The following is a 20939-nucleotide window of genomic DNA, read 5'->3' as shown; positions in this document are numbered from 1 at the left end:
CCGACATGGGGGATTCGCTGCAGCGTTTCATCCTCGAAAGCACGCCGGTGCGCGGAGAGATCGTGCATCTGGACGCGACCTGGCGTGCGGTGCTCGATCGCCGCGACTATCCGGAACGGCTGCGCGGGCTGCTCGGCGAAATGATGGCGGCTGGCGCCCTGCTCTCCGCCACGCTGAAGTTCGACGGCGCGATGATCATGCAGATGCAGGGCGAAGGGCCGGTACGGCTGCTGGTGGTCGAGGTCACCAGCGAGCAGACGATGCGCGCGATGGCGAAATGGCACGGCGAGGTCCGCAGTGCCGACCTGAGGTCGCTGCTGGGCAAGGGGCATTTCGCCATCACCATCGTCCCCAACGGCGAAAAGCACACCTACCAGGGGATCGTAAGCCTGGAAGGCGCCTCGGTGTCGCAGGTTCTGGAGCACTACATGCTGAAGTCCGAGCAACTCGAAACCCGCCTGTGGCTCACCTGCGACGAGCAGCAGGCGGCGGGAATGATGCTGCAGAAGATGCCGACCGCCAAGGCCCAGGATCCGGACGCCTGGAATCGCGCCGTCAAGCTGGGCGAGACCATCACCGCGCAGGAGCTGCTGCGCCTGCCCGCGCAGGACATCGTCCACCGGCTTTATCACGAAGAGGACGTGCGACTGTTCGAAGCGCGCCCGGTGGCGTTCCGCTGCTCCTGCACGCGCGAACGGGTCACGGCGATGCTGCGCATGCTGGGCCGCGAGGAAGTGCGCTCGATCATCGAAGAGCGCGCCAAGGTCGACGTGGACTGCGAGTTCTGCGGGCGTCATTACAGCTTCGACGCGGTCGATGCGGAGCAGGTGTTCGCCTCGGAGATCGCGATGCGCGGCCCGTCCACGCGACAGTAGCAACAGCCCGTGGCTGGTGAATGGGTGCCGGTACGATGCGCGAGGCGGCTGCAACCTTTTTCGCGCCACCGGCCAAGTTGCTGGAGGACCATGCAGTGACCGGGCCGGAGCATCGGCTTCGCATCGACAAGTGGCTGTGGGCGGCCCGGTTCTTCAAGACGCGCTCGCTGGCCGCCGAGGCGGTGGCGGGTGGAAAGGTGCAGGTCAACGGCGAACGCGCCAAACCGTCCAGGGCGCTCAAAGTCGGCGATCGGCTGAGCATTCGCACGGGCACCCTCAGCTGGGAAGTCACGGTCACCGTGCTGTCCGAGCGGCGCGGTCCGGCCGACGAGGCACGCAAGCTCTACCTGGAAAGCGAGGACAGGCGTCGCGAGCGCGAGGAGCAAGCCGCGCTGCTCGCCGCGCAGCGGCGCAGCGCCCCGTTCTCAAAGGGCAGGCCCACCAAGAAGGCGCGCCGCCAGCTTACCCGCTTCACTCAGGACACTTAGGACCTGCGCCTGCCTTCGAAATGCGAGCTGGCAGCCGGGGCAGCGCATCGCGGCGAACAGCGTCCTTTTCGGGTACCACAAAGACATAAAACATTTTTTATATCCACTTCTTAGACTTTCACTGCAGACCTGCGGCAATGCAGCAAGAGGCTCGACAAGCGGCAAAATGCGGGCGTAAACTGGCAGCCTCCCCGCTTTCTTCTTTCCCGCCCACGGACCCGAGAGCCCAAGTGGCGAACACGAACCCCAACGGGGTCCGGCTTCATTGAACAGGAGGAGACTTGGCATGGAAGACGTAGTGATCGTGGGCGCGGTGCGCACCGCGATCGGCAAATTCGGCGGCACGCTGGGCACAACCCCCGCACCCGAGCTGGGTGCGCACGTCATTTCCGCTCTGCTGAAGAGAACCGGCGTGCCCGCGGACATGATCGACGAAGTGATCATGGGCCAGGTGCTCACCGCGGGAGCCGGTCAGAATCCGGCGCGCCAGGCCGCCATCAAGGCCGGCATTCCGCACATGGTGCCCGCCATGACCATCAACAAGGTATGCGGCTCCGGGCTCAAAGCGACTCATCTCGCCGCGCAGTCGATCATGGCGGGCGACGCCGGGATCGTGGTGGCCGGCGGCCAAGAGAACATGAGCCTCGCGCCGCACGCGGTGTCCGGATTGCGCGACGGCGTGCGCATGGGCGATGCGAAGATGGTCGATACGATGATCGTCGACGGCCTGTGGGACGTGTACAACCGGTACCACATGGGCATCACCGCGGAGAACGTGGCGAAGAAGTGGGGTGTGACCCGCGAGGCCCAGGATGCCTTCGCCGCGGCTTCACAACAGAAGGCCGAGGCGGCCCAGAAGGCGGGCAAGTTCAAGGACGAGATCGTGCCGATCACGATCCCCGGCAAGAAGGGCGACATCGTGTTCGACACGGACGAGTACCCGCGTCACGGCACGACGATCGAAGCCCTGGCGGCGCTCAAGCCGGCGTTCGACAAGGCGGGCACGGTCACCGCCGGCAATGCCTCGGGAATCAATGACGGCGCCGCAGCCGTGCTCATGATGTCGGCCCAACGGGCGGAGCATCTCGGCCTGAGGCCCCTGGCGCGGGTCAAGGCCTATTCATCGGCCGGCGTGGACCCCAGCATCATGGGCATCGGCCCGATTCCCGCAAGCCAGCGCTGCCTGAAAAAGGCCGGATGGAAGCCCGAAGATCTCGACCTCATGGAAATCAACGAAGCGTTCGCCGCCCAGGCGATCGCCGTCAACCGCGAGATGGGCTGGGATACCTCGAAGGTCAACGTCAACGGCGGCGCCATCGCGCTCGGTCATCCCATCGGCGCTTCCGGCTGCCGGATTCTGGTGACGCTGCTGCACGAGATGATCCGGCGCAACGCACGCAAGGGCCTGGCATCGCTGTGCATCGGCGGCGGAATGGGCGTGGCCCTCGCCGTGGAACGCTGAAGCGACGCAACAACCAAGCCGAGTCAGTCAGGCACCGAGAAAGGCGAAAACTGGACAGACCGGCTTGCTCGTTGCTCGATCGCTCGGCTTTATTTGCTACGCCTGGTGCCCTGGCTGGTTCGATCAGTTTTTTCTGGAGACGCAGATGAACAACGGACGTGATGTGGTGGTGGTCGCAGGAGCAAGAACCGCAATCGGGGATTTCGGCGGCAGCCTGAAAGACTTTCCGCCGACGGAGCTGGCGGCGCGCTGCGTGAAGGAGGCGCTGGCACGGGCCAAGGTCGCGCCCGAAGAAGTGGGCCACGTGGTGTTCGGCAACGTCATCCACACCGAAGCCAAGGACATGTACCTCGCGCGGGTGGCGGCGATCGAGGGGGGGGTGCCCAGGGAAGTGCCGGCGCTAACGCTGAACCGGCTGTGCGGCAGCGGGCTGCAGGCGATCGTGAGCGCCGCGCAGATCGTCGCGCTGGGCGATGCCGATATCGCGGTCGCGGGCGGCGCGGAATCGATGAGCCGCGCCAACTACTGGGTCCCATCGGCGCGTTGGGGTTCGAAGATGGGCGACCAGGTCATGATGGACGCGTTGATCGGCGCGCTGTCCGATCCCTTCCACAACATTCACATGGGAGTGACGGCGGAAAACGTCGCCAAGCAGTACGGGATCGGCCGCGAAGAACAGGACCGCCTCGCGGTCGAATCGCACCGGCGTGCCACCAGGGCGATCCAAAACGGCTACTTCAAGGAGCAGATCCTGCCGATCGAGATCAAGGACAGGAAAGGCGTGAAGCTCTTCGATACAGACGAGCACGTGCGCGCGGACGCCAGCATGGAGAATCTCGCGAAGCTGCGGCCCGCGTTCCAGAAAGACGGCAGCGTGACGCCGGGCAACGCTTCCGGGATCAACGACGGTGCCGCAGCAGTCGTGCTGATGGAAGCGAAGATGGCGCAGAAACGCGGCGCTCGGCCGCTGGCGCGGCTCGTCGCCTATGGCCACGCCGGCGTGGAGCCGACCGTGATGGGCCTGGGACCGATTCCGGCCGTAAAGAACGCGATGAAGAAAGCCGGGCTCAAGGTGGCAGACATGGACGTGATCGAGTCGAACGAAGCCTTTGCGGTGCAGGCGTGCGCAGTGGCGAAAGACCTCGGCTTCGATCCTCAGAAAACCAATCCCAACGGCGGCGCGGTCGCCCTGGGTCATCCCGTCGGCGCGACCGGCTGCATCATCTCGATCAAGGCGCTTTACGAGCTGCAGCGGATCAAAGGCCGATATGCGCTGGTGACCATGTGCATCGGCGGCGGCCAGGGCATCGCCGCCATTTACGAAAGAATCTGAAAGGGCAGGCCGAAATCCCGGGCTTGTAAGAGCCGACTGGAAGAGGCGGAGCCGCAGGTCAAAAGCGCCTCTCTCAATTCATCGCGGTCCGCTTCTTTCCAGTCCTCGATTTCGCGGCAGTCCCGCTTCAGCTCACTGCGCCCTGCCCGCAAACCCGAAGGCGCTGCAGTTCGGCAAGGCAGTAGTGAATGAACGCCAGCGCGGAAAAGGTTGGCGCAAAGAGGTTCACGAACGGCACGAAATACAGGGCGCCGGTCACCAGCCCGAGGACGAAGAGCCCGCCGACGCGGGTCTGGAACAGGCAGCGCATTTCCTCTGCGCTGGCATGTTCGGAGAGCGCGTCGTAGCGGAACAAACGCTGGTTCAGGTGGGCCGAGAGCAACCACGGAACAATGGCCGCGAACGGACCCGCGATGAGCCAGAGCGGCAGGCTCAACAGCCACAGTGCCAGAAACGCGCCCAAAGCAGCACACGCGTTCCACAGACCTGCGAGCAGGCTGCCTCCCTGGCGCCGATCGAGCCGAGGAAAGTCGCGCCGGCTCACCAAGCCCACCAGCATGGGCATCGCAAGCACCGCTGCGATCAGCGAAGCGGTCGCAAGCACTGCCGGCAGCAGCAGCAAGACCAGAAGGCCCTTGGCCGCCGCTCCGGCCAGTTCCGAGACGTCGAACCAGCCGAAGTCCAGGAAATCGGTCATACCGACCAGCGCCGAACGGACCGCCTCCACCCAACCATTCCAGAACCACCCAGCCAGGCCGGCCCACAAGACAAGCGCCGAGAGCATCGGCAACGCTGCGATGGCCAAGACTTTGGCGGACAACAGATTGCGCGCTGCACCGATCATTGCCTGAACAATCCCTAACATGGGGCGAGATCAATAGTAAACACTTACTATGCTGATTTTGCGGGTTTATTTTTTTCTTGGCGGACCTGAATGACCTGTTGACAGCCTCGCGTCGGACAGTACAATGAGGCCTGTTTTGTGCGGCGCAGCAAATCTCTCGTCGCCGGGACAAGGGGCCGTTGTCCACGGCCGAGACCTTAAGACGCTTTCTTCAGGAGGCATGATGTTTACCGTACCAGAGCAAGTAGTCACGACGCAGAAGGAAACTCTCGACACGTTTCTGGCGTTTGCCGGGGTCACCGCGACCGCAGCCGAGAAGTTCGCGGACCTGAACCTCAGGACCGCGAAGAGCGCGTTCGCCGAAGCGGTGAAGACGGCCAAGGCCGCGCTGGAAGCCAAGGATCCCCAGGAGCTGGCCACCCTGCCGGGCGCGTGGGCTCAACCCGCAGCGGAAAAGTACGCGAGCTATCTGAAGTCCGTCTACACACTGGCGTCCGAAACCCAGGCGGAAATCGCCAGGCTCTTCGACGAAAAGGTCACCGAGTTCAACAAGAACCTGATCGGGGCCCTCGACCAGGCCGCGAAGAATTCGCCAGCCGGTTCCGAAGCCGCAGTCGCCGCGATCAAGTCCGCCGTAGCGACGGCAAACCAGGCCTACGACGCTTTCTCGAAGGCGGCGCGCCAGGTCAGCGAAGCCACCGAAGCGACTTTCGCCGCTGCCACCAACAGCACGGCGAAGAAGAAAGCGGCGTAAGGGGCTCCTCCTCCCTCCTTGTGTCGCGGGCCTCCGAGGGCAGCCTCGGAGGCCTTTTTGTGCGCTGTACCCTGCTCGCCCGAGCCGGTAACGCAGGTTTCGGACGAGCGGCTGCCTCGCCTAAAATTCCTCCTGCCGCCTTCTCGAAAGCTGCATTCACCCAAATGCCCGATCGGCTGTTCCCGCACCCGCACTTTCGCGTTCGCCCGAGGCCTGCGTCGGCGTCCAGCCCATGGCGCGGCTGACCGAGCGTTCAAGCTGGAAAGCGCTGCACGCACACGCGCAACGCATGCGCCACGTGTCCATCCTGGACCTCTTCGAGCGCGATCCGCGCCGCGCGCAGGACTTTTCCCTGGAGGCTTGCGGCCTTTTTCTCGACTACTCCAAGAATCCGCTCACGCGCGAAACCTTGTCGCTGCTGATCGCCGCCGCCGGGGACGCCAGCCTGCCGCAGCAGATCCAAGCGATGTTCGAGGGGCGCCGGATCAACACGACCGAGAAGCGCGCTGTGCTGCACGTCGCGTTGCGCAACCGCTCGAATCGCCCGATCCTGCTGGACGGTCGGGACGTGATGCCCGAAGTCAATGCCGTGCTCGCGCGCATGCAGCAGTTTTCCGAGAGCGTGCGCGAAGGGCGCGTGGGCGGCTTCACGGGCCGGCCTTTCACCGACGTCGTCAACATCGGCATCGGCGGCTCGGATCTGGGGCCGCTCACCGTGACTCGGGCTCTGAACCCATTCGCCTCGCGCAAGCTGCGGGTGCATTTCGTCTCCAACGTCGATGCCGCACATCTCGGGGCTACCGTGGCAGGACTGGACGCCGAAACCACCTTGTTCATCGTGTCGTCGAAAACCTTCACCACTCAGGAGACCCTGGCCAACGCGCGGTCCGCGCGCGACTGGTTGCTCGCGCGGCTGGCGCGCGCCAGCCCCGCGAACGCGGTGATCGCCGCGCATTTCGCCGCGGTGTCCACGAACCTGGAAGCGACCAGCCAGTTCGGCATCGCGCCGGAGCGCGTATTCGGTTTCTGGGACTGGGTGGGCGGCCGCTATTCACTGTGGTCGGCGATCGGCCTGCCCATCGCACTGGCGGTCGGATTCGAGCGTTTCGAGCAGTTGCTCGAAGGCGCCCACGCGATGGACGAGCACTTCCGCACCGCGCCGCTCGAGCGCAACATGCCGGCCTTGCTGGGCCTGATCGGCGTCTGGCACGGCAATTTCCTCGGTGCCCCGACCCACGCCGTCCTGCCCTACGCGCAGGATCTGGCCGGGCTGCCGATGCACTTGCAGCAACTCGACATGGAGAGCAACGGCAAGCGAGTAGATCGCGCGGGCGAAGCGGTGGACTACGCGACCGGACCGGTCATCTGGGGAGCGCCCGGAACCAACGGCCAGCATGCTTTCTTTCAGCACCTGCACCAAAGCCCCCAAGTCACGCCGTGCGATTTCATCGTCGCCGCGCGCTCCGAGTGGCAGTTGCCGGAGCACCACGAACTCCTGCTCGCCAACTGCCTGGCGCAGACCGAGGCCTTGCTGCGCGGAAAGACCACCGAAGAGGCGCTGGCCGAGGTGAGGGCTCAGGGGCTCGAGGGCGAGGAGGCCGCGCGACTCGCGGCCCATCGCACCTTTCCGGGTAACCGCCCGAGCAACACGATCGTGCTGCCGCGGATCGACCCCCGATCGGTCGGCGCGCTCGTCGCGCTCTACGAGCACAAGGTCTTCGTGCAGGGCGCGCTGTGGAACATCAACTCCTTCGATCAATGGGGGGTCGAGCTGGGCAAGCAACTGGCTGCAGGCGTGCTCCGGGATCTGCGAGCAGGGAGCGCGTCCGCGGCCCACGACCCCTCGACCCGCGCGCTCATCGACCGCATCATCGCAATGAGGAGGACCGGATGAAAGAGGAAACCTTCAACATGAGCATCCGCAAGTTTCTCAAGATGGCCGGTGTAGGCTCGCAGCGGGAGATCGAACAGGCGGTGGCGAAGGCGATGGCGTCCGGCGGGCTCAAAGGCAACGAACGCTTAGCCGCGAAAATGAAGCTGATCGTTCCCGCCGTGGGTCTGGAGGTTGATTTTGACGGCGAAATTACGCTGGAGTGAAGGCCGAAGACGCGGGGAGCGAACAGGGAAGAGATGATCCAGGCTCGCGTGCGGGCTCCGGAGCGGGCCGCGCCTTGTTTGCTCCAGGTCCTACGCCTGCCTCACCGCGCTCAAAGCTTCAGAAAGTGTTCCCGATAGTACTTCAATTCGTCGATCGATTCGTAGATATCGGCGAGCGCTTCATGCTTGCTCTTCTTGGTGAAGCCGGCAGCGACTTCCGGTTTCCAGCGCTTGCACAGCTCCTTCAGCGTCGATACGTCCAGATTCCGGTAGTGGAAGTACTGCTCCAGCCTGGGCATCCAGCGCGCGAGAAAGCGCCGGTCCTGGCAGATCGAGTTGCCGCACATCGGAGAGGTGTTGGGTGGAACGTGCAGTTCTAGGAAAGCGATCATCTTCTGCTCGACGTCCGCCTCAGTGAGGCGGGAAGCCCGGATCCTGTCAAGCAGGCCGGACTTTCCGTGCGTCGATTTGTTCCAAGCATCCATCGCTTCGAGCACTTCGGCAGCCTGGTGCACGACCAGCACGGGCGCCTCCGCCACGGGTTCGAGATTCGATGAGGTGACCACGAGCGCCACCTCAATGATGCGATCGCGCTCGGGATCGAGGCCGGTCATCTCCATGTCGATCCAGATCAACGCGCTGGGGTCCTGTGCCATAATCGCCCTGCGTTTCTTCTTTGAGTTTTCCCGGCGGCTATTTTGTCATACTGAGGTTTCTCTCCGAAGTCGACGCTCATGAACGGTTTTTCCATCGTCTTCGTGCTGGCGCTGGCGGCCACAACAGCGACCCGGCTCTGGCTGGCCTTTCGCCACGTCCGTCACGTGCAGGCGCACCGTGAGCGCGTCCCCGAGGCATTCGCCGCCGACATCGATCTGGAGGCGCACCGCAAGGCGGCCGATTACACGAGCGCCAAGACGCGCCTGTCCGCCGCTGCCATCGCGTTCGATGCCGCGGTTCTGCTCGCGCTGACTTTCGGCGGGATCCTGCAATGGCTGGATGGACTCGCGGCTGCGCTGTTCCAGAACGACATCCTGCGCGGCACGGCGTTCGTCGCGCTGCTCGTCGTGCTTACCTCGATGCTCGAGCTGCCCTTCGGGCTGTACCGCACTTTCGTCATCGAGACCCGATTCGGCTTCAACAAGATGACCCTCGGCATGTGGATTGCGGATCTCGTCAAGCATGCCGCCGTCGGCGCCGTGCTTGGCCTGCCGCTGGTGCTCGCGGTGCTGTGGCTCATGGAGCGGATGGGGGAGCTGTGGTGGTTCTACGTCTGGCTGGTATGGATCGGGTTCAGCACCCTGCTGCTTGCGGTGTATCCGGCTTTCATCGCGCCGCTGTTCAACAGATTCTCGCCGATGCAGGAAGGGGAAACGAAGCGCCGCATCGAGAAGCTGATCGAGCGCTGCGGGTTCACGTCGAAGGGGCTGTTCGTGATGGACGGCAGCAAGCGCAGCACCCACGGCAATGCCTACTTCACCGGGTTCGGCAAGTCCAAGCGCATCGTCTTCTTCGACACGCTGCTCAACCGGCTGGAAGCGCCGGAGATCGAAGCCGTGCTGGCCCACGAGCTTGGGCACTTTCGCCGCCGGCACGTGTTCAAGCGCCTTGCGTGGACATTCGCCGCGAGCCTGGTCCTGCTCGCCGTACTCGGAGCGCTGATGGATCAGCCGTGGTTCTTCGTCGGCCTCGGGGTTGCCTACCCTGCGACCGACGCGATGGCGCTGGCGCTTTTCTTCCTCGTCGTGCCGGTGTTCGTGTTCCCGCTGCAGCCGTTGATGGCGATGTACTCGCGCAAGCACGAATTCGAGGCGGACGAGTATGCTGCGCAGTACACGCCCGCGCGCGATCTCATCAGGGCGCTCGTCAAGCTCTATAAAGACAACGCTTCGACGCTCACGCCCGATCCCCTGCACTCCGCGTGGTACGACTCGCACCCGCCCGCGGCCACTCGAATCCTGCGGCTGCAGCAGATGGCGCAGGCGTGAGCCTTTGGTTGTCCCGGCGACGCCAACGCGAAGACATCGCTCGCGACAAGGCTGCGCGATCGCGAACGCCTCTGCGAACGTCCATTGGCTGAAGCAAGACAGAGCGGGCTCGTCGATGGCCTTGTCGTGTCGGCGCATGGCCGACACTACGTCGTGGAGCTTGCCGACGGTACTGCCCTGCACTGCTACCCAAGGGGCAAGAGGAGCGATCTGGCCTGTGGTGACCGCGTACGGGTGCGCCGCGCGGCGGCCGACCAGGCCGTGATCGAGTCCGTCGCGCAGCGAACCTCGGCGCTGTATCGCTCCGACGATTTCCGGCAGAAGGTCATCGCGGCCAACGTCACGCAGGTTCTGGTAGTGGTCGCTGGAAGGCCGCCATTCAGCGAGGAGCTGCTCGTCCGCTGCCTCGTCGCCGCCGAGCAGCAGCGGCTGAAGGCATTGGTCGTACTGAACAAGATCGACCTCGAGGTGGAAAGCGCCGCCGCAAGCAAGCGGCTGCGGCTCTACGAGCAGCTCGGCTATCCGCTACTGAAGCTCTCGGCCCGAGAAGACGTTTCGCCGTTGTGCCCTTGGCTCTCCGGGCAGACAAGCGTCCTGGTGGGTCAGTCCGGAATGGGCAAGTCGCGCATCGTCAAAGCCTTGGTGCCCGATGCCGAAGTACGCATCGGAGAGATCTCGGAGGCTCTCGGCGCCGGCCGGCACACCACCACCAGCGCGCGCCTGTATCACCTCGACCGGGACAGCCACCTCATCGATTCGCCCGGGATGCAGACCTTCGGCCTGCAGCATCTTTCACTGTCGGAACTGGCCGATGCCTTTCCGGAATTGCGTCCGCTGCGCGGCGCGTGTCGCTTCAAGGACTGCCGCCATGTCATCGAGCCGGGTTGCGCGATCCGCGCGGCCGTCGAAGAAGGCAAGATCGAGCCGCGGCGTTGGCAGGCCTACCGTGCGATCGCAGAGGAACTCGCAGAGAAACGGCCCGACTGGGCCTGAAACCCGGGCGTCAGCGGCCCAGATAATGCGCGGCCGTGACCAGGCCGATGACGAACATCCAGATGACCACCGCGCGCCAGATCAGGCCCACCGCGCTGGTCATGTAATGCACGTCGGCCTCGTCGCCGACACCGAGCTCCGGGCGGAAGCTCACCGTGCCTTGCTGGTGGACGGTCTCGCCGAGACGCACGCCCAACGCCCCGGCGCCAGAGGCGAGCACGATGCCCTGCTCGGGATTCATCCAGCGTTGCGCCTGCTGGCGCCAGCAGTAGACCGCATCCTCGAAGTCGCCCGCGATCGCAAAGCTCATCGCGGTCAGGCGCACCGGGACCCAGTCGATCAGCTCGAAAGCCTTGCGTGCGAATCGACCGAACTCCCGATATTCCTCCTCGTCGCGCGCCCCCCATTTTTCATGAAGAAGGGCGGAGATCCGATACAGCACCGCGCCGGCCGGCCCCGGCAACACGACGAACCAGAACATGACCCCGAACACGTGGCGGTGCGCGTCCACCAGTCCTTCTTCGATCGCGAGCTTGGCGATCTCCGTACCGTTGTACTCGTCGGCCGGCTGGCCGCGCCATTCCGCCAGTTCCCTGCGGGCCGTGTCCAGATCGCCGCCGCGCAGGGCTTCGACGATCGCGGTGTAGGCATGGCTGAACTGGCGAAACCCCATCGTCACGTACAACACGCCCACGTTCCACACCCAAGCCAGCGCCAGGCTCATCGACGCCAGGAAATAGTGCACCAAGGCTGCTGCGACCACCCACGGCAGCACGCCGAGCAGCCAGGCCACCATTCCCTGTCGCCGTTCGCCGGCGTTGAAGTGCTTGCCAAGGCTGTTTGCGTACCGCGCGAACAGGCGAAAGACGGCCCAGCGTGGATTGAGCGGCCAAGCCTGTTCGATCAGCAGCGCAGCCAATAAGGAGAGAAAGGACATGATGAATGCAGCGGCTACCGCCTCATTTTATCGGATCCATCAGGCGCGGCGCACAGGGCGTGAGCGCATCAATGACCCGGAATGACGACCTGGATATGCTCGCGGCTGACGTTGATGAAAGGAGCGCTCGCCACCTTGCGGTCGCCCGCCTCCCAGACTTCGGCTTCGGTCACCGCGATGAAATCCTTAGCATCGATCATGTAGTCCGTTACGCGCGCCCCAGGCATCAGATCGATATAGCCCTTGATACGGTAGCTTCCCGTGAGAATGGTGACTTTGGTCTTGTTGTCAGCCATCGGGTTCCCCCTGAGAGAGTCCAGCCGATATCTTATCCCCGGCAGGAGGGTGGTGCCTCACGCATCGCTTGGTCGCGTTGCCTGACCCGCTCGACCGGCGCGTCGAGCTCCTCAGCGACTTCGCCCTTCCGCTGCCGCTTGCGCAATCCGACCGGAACATGGAAGCTCAGCGCCGTGACGACGGCAAGACCAACCCTCCGCGGCTGCGCGCAACCGCCTGCCAGCCGCAGGCACGCCGGTTTGCTGGCGCTGCTCACCGGGCTGTTCGCCCTGCGCGTGGCCGGGCAGGCCGTGCAGCGCTGGATTCCCCAGGCGTTTCTCCCGGCGTTCGAAGCGTTCCAAGGCAGCCGGCTGCCTTATTGGTCGTTGCTTTCGGCACAGATCGTGATTCTCGCGGTGATGGTGCGGGTATGTTGGCGTGCTGCCAATGGGACGCTGATCGTCAATCCCCGGCTCGGGCGCATCCTTCTTTGGGCAGGTGCGGTGTACATGGCCGGCTCGCTGTTGCGCCTCTTGGTGGGACTGGCGATGCCTGCTGCCCCGGCCTGGTTCACCGCTTGGATTCCCGCAGTGTTCCATGTCGTGCTCGCCGGTTTCGTGTTGACGGTTGCGCGTTACCACCCGCGCCGCCCGGCCTCGTGATGAGGAACAGCCGATGACACACGCGCTGCCTTATGTCTGGTATCCGCTGGTGTTTGCGGCCGCGATCGCGTTGTTCGGCGCCATGCTTTCCAGCGGCTCGCATCTGCTGGTCGCCCTCTACGTTCCGATCGTGCTCGCTGCGCTGGTGATCGTCGCCCTGGAACTGCGGTTTCCGGAGCGAGACGACTGGCGCCCAGGCTGGCACGACGTGAAAGCCGACGCCATGTTCCTGGGCGTCGTGCAGGTATTCCTGCCACGCGCGCTGGCGGCACTGCTCGCCCTCTTGCTGGCTGGACGCACGCACGAGACGGCGGCGAACCCTTGGTGGCCGTACCATTGGCCGCTCTGGGCGCAGGTGATCGCAATGGTGCTTGCGGTCGATTTCCTGCGCTATTGGCTGCACCGCGCCTGTCACAGTTTCGCGCCGCTGTGGCGGCTGCACGAGGTGCACCACTCGCCCGCCATCCTGTACACACTCAACACCGGCCGTTTCCACCCGCTGGAAAAAGCGCTGCACTTCGGGCTGGACACGGTACCTTTCGTGGCGCTCGGGGTGGCGCCCGAGGTGATCGCCGCCTACTTTCTGCTCTACGCGGTGAACGGCTTCTTCCAGCACAGCAACGTGCGGCTGCGCTACGGATTCCTGAACTATCTGGTGGGCAGCGCGGAAACCCACCGCTGGCACCATGCGCGAGATCCCAGGACGGCGTATTGCAACTTCAGCAATACCACCATCGTTTGGGACCTGGTGTTCGGCACCTGGTATCTGCCCAAACACCGGCTGCTCGACATCGGCATCCCCGACCCTGGCTATCCGAAAGGTTTCTGGGCCCAGATGTTCGCGCCTTTTCGCCGCCGGGCCGGCTTACGGCGCAGCCTGAAGGAGCGCCTCGCGGATCTGGCTGTCGCGATGCTGTTGCGCTGGACTCGCCTTGTGCATGGCCGCGCAATCGCAAAGGCGGCGCGCGAGCCAATGCGCGCGCAGCGCGCGTTGCTTTCCGCCATCCTCAGCCGCAATCGCTCAACGACTTTCGGTCGCAAGCATGATTTCGAGACCATCGAAGGCTACGGGACGTTCGCCGCGCGCGTGCCGGTCCGGGGCTACGAGGCGCTGCGCGATTACATCGAGGCGCAGATCGAGCGCGGCGAACCCGCGCTGAGCGCTGAAGCGCCCCTGCAGTACCTGCGCACCAGCGGTACCACGGGCAAGCCCAAGGACATTCCGCTAACGCCGTCTCACCTGCGCAGGCTGCGAGTCGTTCATCGATTGTCGGTGGCGGCGCAGCATCGGGTCTGCCCGGAGGCGTTCGACGGAAGCATCCTGGTGATCACCAGTCCCGCGGTCGAGGGCGTGCTGCCCAACGGAAAGCCGTTCGGGTCGGCATCCGGGATAGTAGCCGCAAGTACCCCGACGCTGGTGCGAGAGAAGTTCATCGTGCCGCCGCAAGTTCTCACCATCCCCGACAGCAGGGTCAAGTACCTGCTTATCCTGCGGCTGGGTCTGGCGCACAGGGACGTCACTTATCTGGGAAGCGCGAACGCGAGTACCCTGCTCACGCTCATCGCGCTGTATCGCGAGCACGAGGCCAAGTTGATCGCGGACCTGCGCCAGGGCGGTTTCTTTCTCGCGGACAAGGTGCCGGCACAAGTCCTATCCTCGCTCGGTCGGCGTCTGGGCTCTGTTCCGGCGCGCGCCGAAGAGCTGGAACGGCTGTGCGCCGGAGGTGGCGAACGGCGCATTGCCGATCTGTGGCCGGCCTTGAGGATGGTGGTGACCTGGACATGCGCCAGCGCAGGCGTGGCAGCGAGCGCGCTGCGACAGGAGCTGTCGTCTCGCACGCACATCCAGGAACTCGGCTACGTGTCCAGCGAGTTCCGCGGGACGATCACGCTGGGCCGCCGCCGCGGCAGCGGCCTGCCGACGTTCGATACGCACTTCTTCGAATTCGTCGAGCGCGACCGATGGGACCTCGGCGAACCCGAGTTCCTCACTCTCGACCGGATTCGCAAAGGCGTGGACTACTACGTCATCGTCACCACGCCCTCGGGACTGTACCGCTATTTCATCAACGACTTGGTTCGCGTGACCGGGTTTCTGCGCCGCACGCCGCTACTCCAGTTCGTGCAGAAGGGCAAGGGCGTGACCAACATCACCGGCGAGAAGCTTTACGAGTCGCAGGTGCTGGCGGCCGTTCGCCAGGCCGTGGCGCGGATCGGCCGGACGGCGCGCTTCGTGATGATGCTGGCCGACGAGCCGGCGCGCGCGTATCGGCTCTATGTCGAAGTGGATGGCGGGCCGAAACCCCACGCGGATCGTCTGGCACAGATGGTCGACGGGCAGCTGCGGGCGCTCAACATCGAGTACGAAGCCAAGCGGGAGAGCGGGCGGCTGGCTGCCCTTTCCGCGGCATGGCTCGCCCCCGGCGCCGAAGAAGCCTACAAGCGCGAAAGCGTTCGCCAAGGTCAGCGCGAAAACCAGTTCAAGATCGTCGCCCTGGCCTACAAGGGCAGAATTCCGGTCGACCTGGAAAGACTCGTGGAGCAGGTCTAGAGCGAATGCTGCAATCTCTGTCATGGCGAGCGCTGAACATCGCGTTCAAACAAACGTTCGCGCATGCGTCGGCATCGCGCGACGCCACCCATACGCTTTGGGTGGAGGCGCGAAGCCGCGACGGCCTGCTCGGCTACGGCGAAGGATGTCCGCGCGAATACGTCAGCCACGAAACGCTGGCAGGCGCAGCCGCGTTCGTGGAATCGCAGCGCGAAGGACTCATCGCCACGATCCGGGACCTCGATACGTTGAGAAGCCGGGTCGAGCGGCATGGCCCAGAGATCGACGCCAATCCAGCAGCGTGGTGCGCAATCGAGCTTGCGTTGCTCGATCTGCTCGCCAGGCGCAACGGGCAGACGGTGGAAGCCTTGCTGGAACTGCCGAGGCTGTCGGGACGGTTTCGTTATACCGCCGTCATTGGGGACGTGTCGCCGCAGCGCTTTCACGCGCAGCTCGCCCGCTATCTGACGGCCGGATTCCGCGACTACAAGATCAAGCTGTCTGGAAACGCTGCGCTGGATCGCGCGAAAGTCGCTGCACTGAAGGCGGCCGGGATCGAGGGCGCCGCGGTGCGGGCCGACGCCAACAATCTGTGGACCAGCGCGGACCGCGCAATCGACTTTCTCTCCGGGCTCGACTTTCCCTTCGTCGCGCTGGAGGAACCGCTCAAGGCCGGCGACTTTCCGGGAATGAGGCGGATCGCCGCCACTTTCGACTGCGCCATTATCCTCGACGAGAGCTTGTTGCGCGACAGGCAGCTCAATGCCCTTGGCGACTCTGCGGTACGCTGGCTCGTGAACCTGCGTGTATCGAAGATGGGCGGGCTGCTGCGCTCGCTGCGGCTCGCGCACCGCATACGGCAGGCAGGACTGAAGATGATCGTCGGCGCGCACGTGGGCGAAACCTCGCTGCTCACCCGTGCGGCGCTCGCCGTTGCCAACAGCGCACGCGACATTCTGTACGCGCAGGAGGGCGCCTTCGGCACGCATCTGCTCGAGCGTGACGTCGTCCACTCGCCGATCATGTTCGGTGCGGGCGGTGTGCTCGAAGCGCAAGCGGTACCGACCGGCTTCGGATTCGCGCTGCGATACACCGCGCTCTGATCCGGCCCTTACATGGAAACCCAGCGTTCGGCCCCCGGCACCATCCGGCTGTAGCGGCTGTTGAGCAGCGGGCTGGAGAGCATGAAGTCGGCGGTCGCGCGGTTGCAGGCAATCGGCACGTTGTAGGCGACCGCGATGCGCAGCAGAGCCTTCACGTCCACGTCGTGCGGCTGCGGAGTCAGCGGATCCCAGAAGAAGATCACCATGTCGATCTCGCCTTCCACAATCGCCGCGCCGACCTGCTGGTCGCCGCCGAGCGGTCCGCTTCTGAACCGCCTGACCGTCAGTCCCAGCTCCTGCGCGATCAGCCCACCGGTTGTGCCGGTGCCGCATAGCTCATGGTGGCTGAGCGTGCCCTGGTTGTAGCGCGCCCATTCGAGCAGGTCCTGCTTGCGGTTGTCGTGCGCGATCAGCGCGATGCGCTTGCGCGGCGCCATTTCGACAGTGGTCGTCTCCATCGTCTACCTCAAGTGCAATTCGGGCGCTGGGCGCGCCGGTTTCAGGCCGTCGGGGCGCCAGGCGATGTGCAGCGGGACAGTTTCAATCTGGAACGATTTTCCAGAGCCCGCCGCTCAGAGACATCAGGTAGAGTTCGCCCGCGCTGTCTTCCCCGAAGCTCGATATCAACCCGCCGGGCGGACTCAGTTGCGGCCATTCCCTTTGATCCATCGCCTGGCCGTTACCGAGGCGGAAGCTTCTGACGAACCCTGCGCAGAAATCCGCATAGAAGTAGGTGCCCTGCAGCCCGGCTATGGCCGTGCCGCGATACACGTAGCCGCCGGTGATCGAGCAAGCCCCCTCGATGTGCGGGTAATCGAGTACCGGCAGCGTCAGGGTTCCAGGGTTGCAGTCGGTCGAAGGATTGAAACACAGGAAACCTTCCATCAGTCGCCAACCGTAGTTCACACCGCGCCCCGGGTTCGATCCGGTCGCGACATCGACTTCCTCGCGCGCGCCCTGCCCAACATCGCCGATGTACAGGTCGCCGGTCTGGCGGTCGAAGGAAAAGCGCCACGGGTTGCGCAGTCCCAGGCTCCACACTTCCGGCGCACCGCCGCCGCCTGCAAACGGGTTGGCGATACCATTGGCGCAGGCGGCTCCGGTATCCGGATCGATCCTCAGCAGCTTGCCGAGCTTCGAATCGGGATTCTGCGCGTTGTCATTCGGATCGCCGCCGCTACCGCCGTCGCCGATGCCGGCGTAGAGGCAGCCGTCCGCACCGAACGCCAGCATGCCGCCGTTGTGGTTGGCGTGGACGGGATGTTGCACCGTCTGCAGCACCATCGCGCTCGTCGGATCGGCGAGGTTCGCGTCGGTCGCGTGGCGCAGGTAGCGGGCGATCACGAGATCGCCGCTGCGGTCGGTATAGAAGACATAGAAGCGGCGGTTATTCGCGTAATCGGGATCGAACGCCATGCCGAGGAGGCCTTGCTCGCCCCCGCTGACAATGCGGCCGGCGACGTCGAGAAACGGCGTGGCCCTCAGCGTGCCGGTCGTCACATCGAAGATGCGGATTTGTCCGGCCTGCTCGACAATGAACAGACGTTTCCTGTCGCCGGGCGGCGACGTCATGAATACCGGAGAACCGAGCCCGCTCGCGACGGGTTGCAGCGCGAGGCCGGTCGACAACGCAGGCCCGGCAGGCGAAGAACTTCCGTTGCCGCAACCGTCCGCGCACAGTGATGAAACGAGCAACAAGGCGCGGACAAGACGACGGGTCATGACAGTCGGAGTACTGCGACAAGATCCATACTACGCGATCATCCTCGAAAGTGATGCCAGTTCGTGATGAGGCAAAGCCATTTTCGAGCCAGCTTGTCGGAGCGGCGCTCGATGGGGCCGGTTCGCCAAACGCACTTGCACCAATCCGCCGCGTCTGCGGCGCCGGGCCGGAGACATCAGTGCGTCAGCCGCACGTAGAGCAGCGGAAGCTTCTCGGGCAGCCGCCGAAGATGATCGACCACCGTCCAGTTGCGCACACCGAAGATGCGGGAGACGTAGCAATCGGCCCTGGGGTCGAGGCTCATGCAGTAGGTGTAGACGCCGTAACTCTGATTCTGCTCGACAGCCTTCTTCGCGTCGAAGACCAAGTAATGCGGGTCCTGAACGTCGATATCGGACGGCTCGCCATCGGTGACGAGGAGCAACAGCTTTTTGTCCGAGCGCCGGTCTTTCAGAAACGAGCCGGCGTGACGCAGGGCAGTGCCAATGCGGGTGGAAAACCGCCCGGTGATCCCGGCCAGGCGCGCCTTCGCCAGCTCTGCGTAAGGCCGGTCGAAGTCCTTGATGCGCACGTAGCCCACCTCGTGCCTGCCGTTGGAGAAAAACCCGTGGATCGCAAAACTGTCGCCGATGCGCTCCATCGCGTCGGCCAGCAACGCGGTCGCCTCGCGGGCGAGCTGCAGCACGGTGGTACCGGCGCCGGGTGCGAGATCATTGGTGGATTGTGAAAGGTCCAGAAGCACCAGAACCGAGAGGTCGCGCCGCCGCCGCCCAAGCAGGGTATGCACGCGGAGGTCGGGTGCGATGTTCGAACGCAGATCGACCAGCGCGTTGATGGAGGCGTCGAGATCCAGCCGCTCGCCTTCCAGTTGCAGCTTCATCGGCATCAGCCGTTTCACCAGGAGCGCTCTGACAAGAGCGTTCATGCGGGTCACCAGCTCTCTGTTGCGCTTCATCATGTCGTCGATCTGCCGTGCGTCGCCTTCGGCAGCGGACTTCTCGAGCAGCGTGCACCAGGCGCGCCGTTCGCGCCCGACGAGGTAGTCCCACTCGTCATAGCGAACGGCGGGTGAGAGCCGCTCTTCCGGAGCTTCGCTGCGCTCGCGCCCCGGGAACAAGCGGCTTCGGGCCGCGCGGCCCGCGGGATCGCCCGACGCGCGCTCCTCGGGCGGCTCGCCCTCGTCCCCGTCCGAGGAATGCACGCCTTCGTGAACGCTGTCATCCCGGCTGTTCCGGTTCTGGTTCGCGAAGTCCCACATCCCCAGGTTGTCGTCCCGGTACGCCGGTTCGACCACATAGGTCGCGAAGTCGAACGGCTCGCGCATCCGTTCCAGCTCGCCGCCGAGCAGGGAACCGATCGCGCGCGAGACCGACTGGTCTTGCCAGGCGTCGCACTGTGCGAAGAAACGCCGGCGCGCCTCTCTCACCCACGGGTCGTCGTCTTGGTAGTCCTGGTCGATGAGCGCACGGGCGAGCCGCACCATCAGTGCGGCAGAGCCCGCCACTGCGCCGCCCCGCACCACGTGAAACGGCGCCCAGAGGCGCTTGAGCCCCGGAAACTCCCGTATCGCCAGGCACTCGACACGCGCGTCCTCGATCAGCGAGACCACTGCAACCTGGATGGGCGTGAGCCCGGCAGCGGAAAACCGCCGCGTGGTGAACCGCACATGCGCGGCCGCGTGCGCAGCCGCAGCCCGGTAAAGCGCAGCCCCACTCTGCCCGGCCAGACCCGCGCATGCCTGCGGCAGCCGCACCAAGTCGCCGTCGATCGTCGCGCGCCGTCTACGCCAAGGCTGCTTCGTGTGCGACGCCGGACGCAGCCGGAAGTCGCATCCCCACAGCGCCCGCAGGTACAGCGAGAGTCCGCGCTCGACGTTCTCGAACTTCACCATGAGTCAACAGAAAAGTCACACGCAACAAAACGGTAAGCACACCAAGAACAGACGAACAGTCGCTCGGAACACGTGGCTTCGCAATTGCGTCTCTGCGCTCCGTGCGGTTTTTGCGCCGTGCTCTTCCCTAGAAACAGGCAAGAATCGCGGCACACAGCGCATCGCGCACATCGGGGTCGTCGGTGATGGGTTTCACCAGCGCCACCTGGCAGGCGGAAACCGGGTCGATCCCCTGAACGATCAACGACCCGGCATGGATCAGCATGCGCGTGGAGATGCCTTCCTCGAGACCATGGCCCTTGAGATTGCGCGAGCGCTCGGCGACGGACACCAGCTTGGCGGCCAGTTCCGGGTTCAAGCCCGACTCGTGCACCACGATCTCGATCTCGATGTCGCGCGGGGGATAGTGAAAGTCGAGCGCGCCGAAGCGCTGCCTGGTCGATTGCTTCAGATCCTTCAGCACGCTCTGGTAGCCCGGGTTGTAGGAAATCACGAGGTAGAAGTCGCGATGCGCGCGCACCAGTTCGTTCTTCCGCTCCAGCGGCAGCACGCGACGGGCGTCGGTGAGAGGGTGGATGACCACCGTCGTGTCCTGGCGCGCCTCCACGATCTCGTCCAGATAGCAGATCGCCCCATAGCGCGCGGCGATCGTGAGCGGACCATCGACCCACCGCGTACCGCCGGCGTCGAGCAGGTAGCGTCCGACCAGATCGGATGCCGTCACGTCTTCGTTGCAGGCCAGCGTCACCAAGGGCCGGCCAAGCTTCCACGCCATGTACTCGACGAAGCGCGTCTTCCCGCACCCGGTCGGGCCCTTCAGCATCATGGGCATGCGTGCAACATAGGCCGCCTCGAAAAGCCGAACCTCGTCGTCGACCTGGCGATAATAGGGTTCGCGCTCGATGATGTGCTGGCGAACGAGCTCCTCGGCCGCCGGATCGTCCTTCCGCTTCATCGCCGACATT

Annotated in this window: 20 protein-coding genes; 12 read left to right on the top strand and 8 right to left on the bottom strand. The window is 64.7% G+C overall.

What is annotated here, in order from left to right; genetic code table 11:
- Positions 1 to 5 precede the first annotated feature (5 nt).
- The 4 genes from hslO (at position 6) to VNM24_04135 (ending at position 4158) form a co-directional block, all read left to right on the top strand.
- A complete protein-coding gene (gene hslO, locus VNM24_04150; GenBank protein ID HWQ37793.1) occupies positions 6 to 875 on the top strand; it encodes an Hsp33 family molecular chaperone HslO in 870 nt (289 codons plus the stop codon).
- A gap of 20 nt (positions 876 to 895) precedes the next feature.
- Positions 896 to 1363 carry an RNA-binding S4 domain-containing protein gene (locus VNM24_04145; GenBank protein HWQ37792.1) on the top strand — a complete coding sequence of 156 codons (468 nt, stop codon included), beginning with the start codon at positions 896 to 898 and terminating at the stop codon, positions 1361 to 1363.
- A gap of 286 nt (positions 1364 to 1649) precedes the next feature.
- Complete coding sequence (locus tag VNM24_04140) at positions 1650 to 2825, top strand: acetyl-CoA C-acetyltransferase (GenBank protein HWQ37791.1); 1176 nt, start codon at positions 1650 to 1652, stop codon at positions 2823 to 2825.
- Positions 2826 to 2970: 145 nt separating this feature from the next.
- The gene (locus tag VNM24_04135) at positions 2971 to 4158 is read left to right on the top strand and encodes an acetyl-CoA C-acyltransferase family protein (GenBank protein HWQ37790.1); all 1188 of its coding nucleotides are present in this window, start codon (positions 2971 to 2973) and stop codon (positions 4156 to 4158) included.
- A 127-nt stretch (positions 4159 to 4285) separates the two neighbouring features.
- Here the strand turns inward: VNM24_04135 and VNM24_04130 are convergent, their stop codons facing one another.
- A complete protein-coding gene (locus VNM24_04130; protein HWQ37789.1) occupies positions 4286 to 5002 on the bottom strand; it encodes an EI24 domain-containing protein in 717 nt (238 codons plus the stop codon).
- Between the two features lie 223 nt (positions 5003 to 5225).
- Between VNM24_04130 and VNM24_04125 the strand changes: the two genes are divergently transcribed.
- From VNM24_04125 to VNM24_04115, 3 genes are all read left to right on the top strand, one after another.
- A complete protein-coding gene (locus VNM24_04125; GenBank protein HWQ37788.1) occupies positions 5226 to 5756 on the top strand; it encodes a phasin family protein in 531 nt (176 codons plus the stop codon).
- Positions 5757 to 5988: 232 nt separating this feature from the next.
- Complete coding sequence (gene pgi, locus VNM24_04120; GenBank protein HWQ37787.1) at positions 5989 to 7650, top strand: glucose-6-phosphate isomerase; 1662 nt, start codon at positions 5989 to 5991, stop codon at positions 7648 to 7650.
- A complete protein-coding gene (locus VNM24_04115; GenBank protein HWQ37786.1) occupies positions 7647 to 7853 on the top strand; it encodes a DUF6494 family protein in 207 nt (68 codons plus the stop codon). The genes pgi and VNM24_04115 overlap by 4 nt, the downstream gene beginning before the upstream one ends.
- A gap of 110 nt (positions 7854 to 7963) precedes the next feature.
- Here the strand turns inward: VNM24_04115 and orn are convergent, their stop codons facing one another.
- Positions 7964 to 8509: an oligoribonuclease gene (gene orn, locus VNM24_04110; GenBank protein HWQ37785.1), complete on the bottom strand. Its 546-nt coding sequence runs from the start codon at positions 8507 to 8509 to the stop codon at positions 7964 to 7966.
- 78 nt (positions 8510 to 8587) lie between these two features.
- Between orn and VNM24_04105 the strand changes: the two genes are divergently transcribed.
- Positions 8588 to 9838, top strand: coding sequence for a M48 family metallopeptidase (locus tag VNM24_04105; GenBank protein ID HWQ37784.1), 1251 nt, complete (start codon positions 8588 to 8590; stop codon positions 9836 to 9838).
- Positions 9839 to 9922: 84 nt separating this feature from the next.
- The gene (gene rsgA / locus VNM24_04100) at positions 9923 to 10831 is read left to right on the top strand and encodes a ribosome small subunit-dependent GTPase A (GenBank protein HWQ37783.1); all 909 of its coding nucleotides are present in this window, start codon (positions 9923 to 9925) and stop codon (positions 10829 to 10831) included.
- Between the two features lie 10 nt (positions 10832 to 10841).
- On the opposite strand, the gene VNM24_04095 is transcribed toward rsgA, so the two are convergent.
- Together VNM24_04095 and VNM24_04090 are read right to left on the bottom strand one after the other, a co-directional pair.
- Entirely contained in the window at positions 10842 to 11768 is a 927-nt protein-coding gene (locus tag VNM24_04095) for a CobD/CbiB family protein (protein ID HWQ37782.1), read from the bottom strand.
- Positions 11769 to 11836: 68 nt separating this feature from the next.
- Entirely contained in the window at positions 11837 to 12064 is a 228-nt protein-coding gene (locus VNM24_04090) for a hypothetical protein (protein HWQ37781.1), read from the bottom strand.
- Positions 12065 to 12238: 174 nt separating this feature from the next.
- On the opposite strand from VNM24_04090, the gene VNM24_04085 reads away from it, so the two are divergent.
- Genes VNM24_04085 through VNM24_04075 form a run of 3 tightly spaced genes read left to right on the top strand, consistent with a single transcriptional unit; the run spans position 12239 to position 16360 of the window.
- Complete coding sequence (locus tag VNM24_04085; GenBank protein ID HWQ37780.1) at positions 12239 to 12706, top strand: hypothetical protein; 468 nt, start codon at positions 12239 to 12241, stop codon at positions 12704 to 12706.
- A 13-nt stretch (positions 12707 to 12719) separates the two neighbouring features.
- Positions 12720 to 15257 (top strand): GH3 auxin-responsive promoter family protein, encoded by a 2538-nt coding sequence (locus VNM24_04080; GenBank protein HWQ37779.1) that lies wholly within the window; start codon positions 12720 to 12722, stop codon positions 15255 to 15257.
- Positions 15258 to 15262: 5 nt separating this feature from the next.
- A complete protein-coding gene (locus VNM24_04075; GenBank protein HWQ37778.1) occupies positions 15263 to 16360 on the top strand; it encodes an enolase C-terminal domain-like protein in 1098 nt (365 codons plus the stop codon).
- A gap of 8 nt (positions 16361 to 16368) precedes the next feature.
- Here the strand turns inward: VNM24_04075 and VNM24_04070 are convergent, their stop codons facing one another.
- From VNM24_04070 to VNM24_04055, 4 genes are all read right to left on the bottom strand, one after another.
- Positions 16369 to 16818, bottom strand: a complete 450-nt coding sequence (locus VNM24_04070) for a methylglyoxal synthase (protein HWQ37777.1) — start codon at positions 16816 to 16818, stop codon at positions 16369 to 16371.
- An 82-nt stretch (positions 16819 to 16900) separates the two neighbouring features.
- Entirely contained in the window at positions 16901 to 17989 is a 1089-nt protein-coding gene (locus tag VNM24_04065) for a PQQ-dependent sugar dehydrogenase (protein HWQ37776.1), read from the bottom strand.
- A 269-nt stretch (positions 17990 to 18258) separates the two neighbouring features.
- Positions 18259 to 19974, bottom strand: a complete 1716-nt coding sequence (locus VNM24_04060; protein ID HWQ37775.1) for a VWA domain-containing protein — start codon at positions 19972 to 19974, stop codon at positions 18259 to 18261.
- 127 nt (positions 19975 to 20101) lie between these two features.
- Positions 20102 to 20929 (bottom strand): CbbQ/NirQ/NorQ/GpvN family protein, encoded by an 828-nt coding sequence (locus VNM24_04055; protein ID HWQ37774.1) that lies wholly within the window; start codon positions 20927 to 20929, stop codon positions 20102 to 20104.
- Positions 20930 to 20939: the final 10 nt, after the last annotated feature.

Source organism: Burkholderiales bacterium (assembly GCA_035560005.1).
GTDB lineage: Bacteria > Pseudomonadota > Gammaproteobacteria > Burkholderiales > Eutrophovitaceae > DASRFY01.
This window is presented reverse-complemented; position numbering and strand designations above follow the sequence as displayed.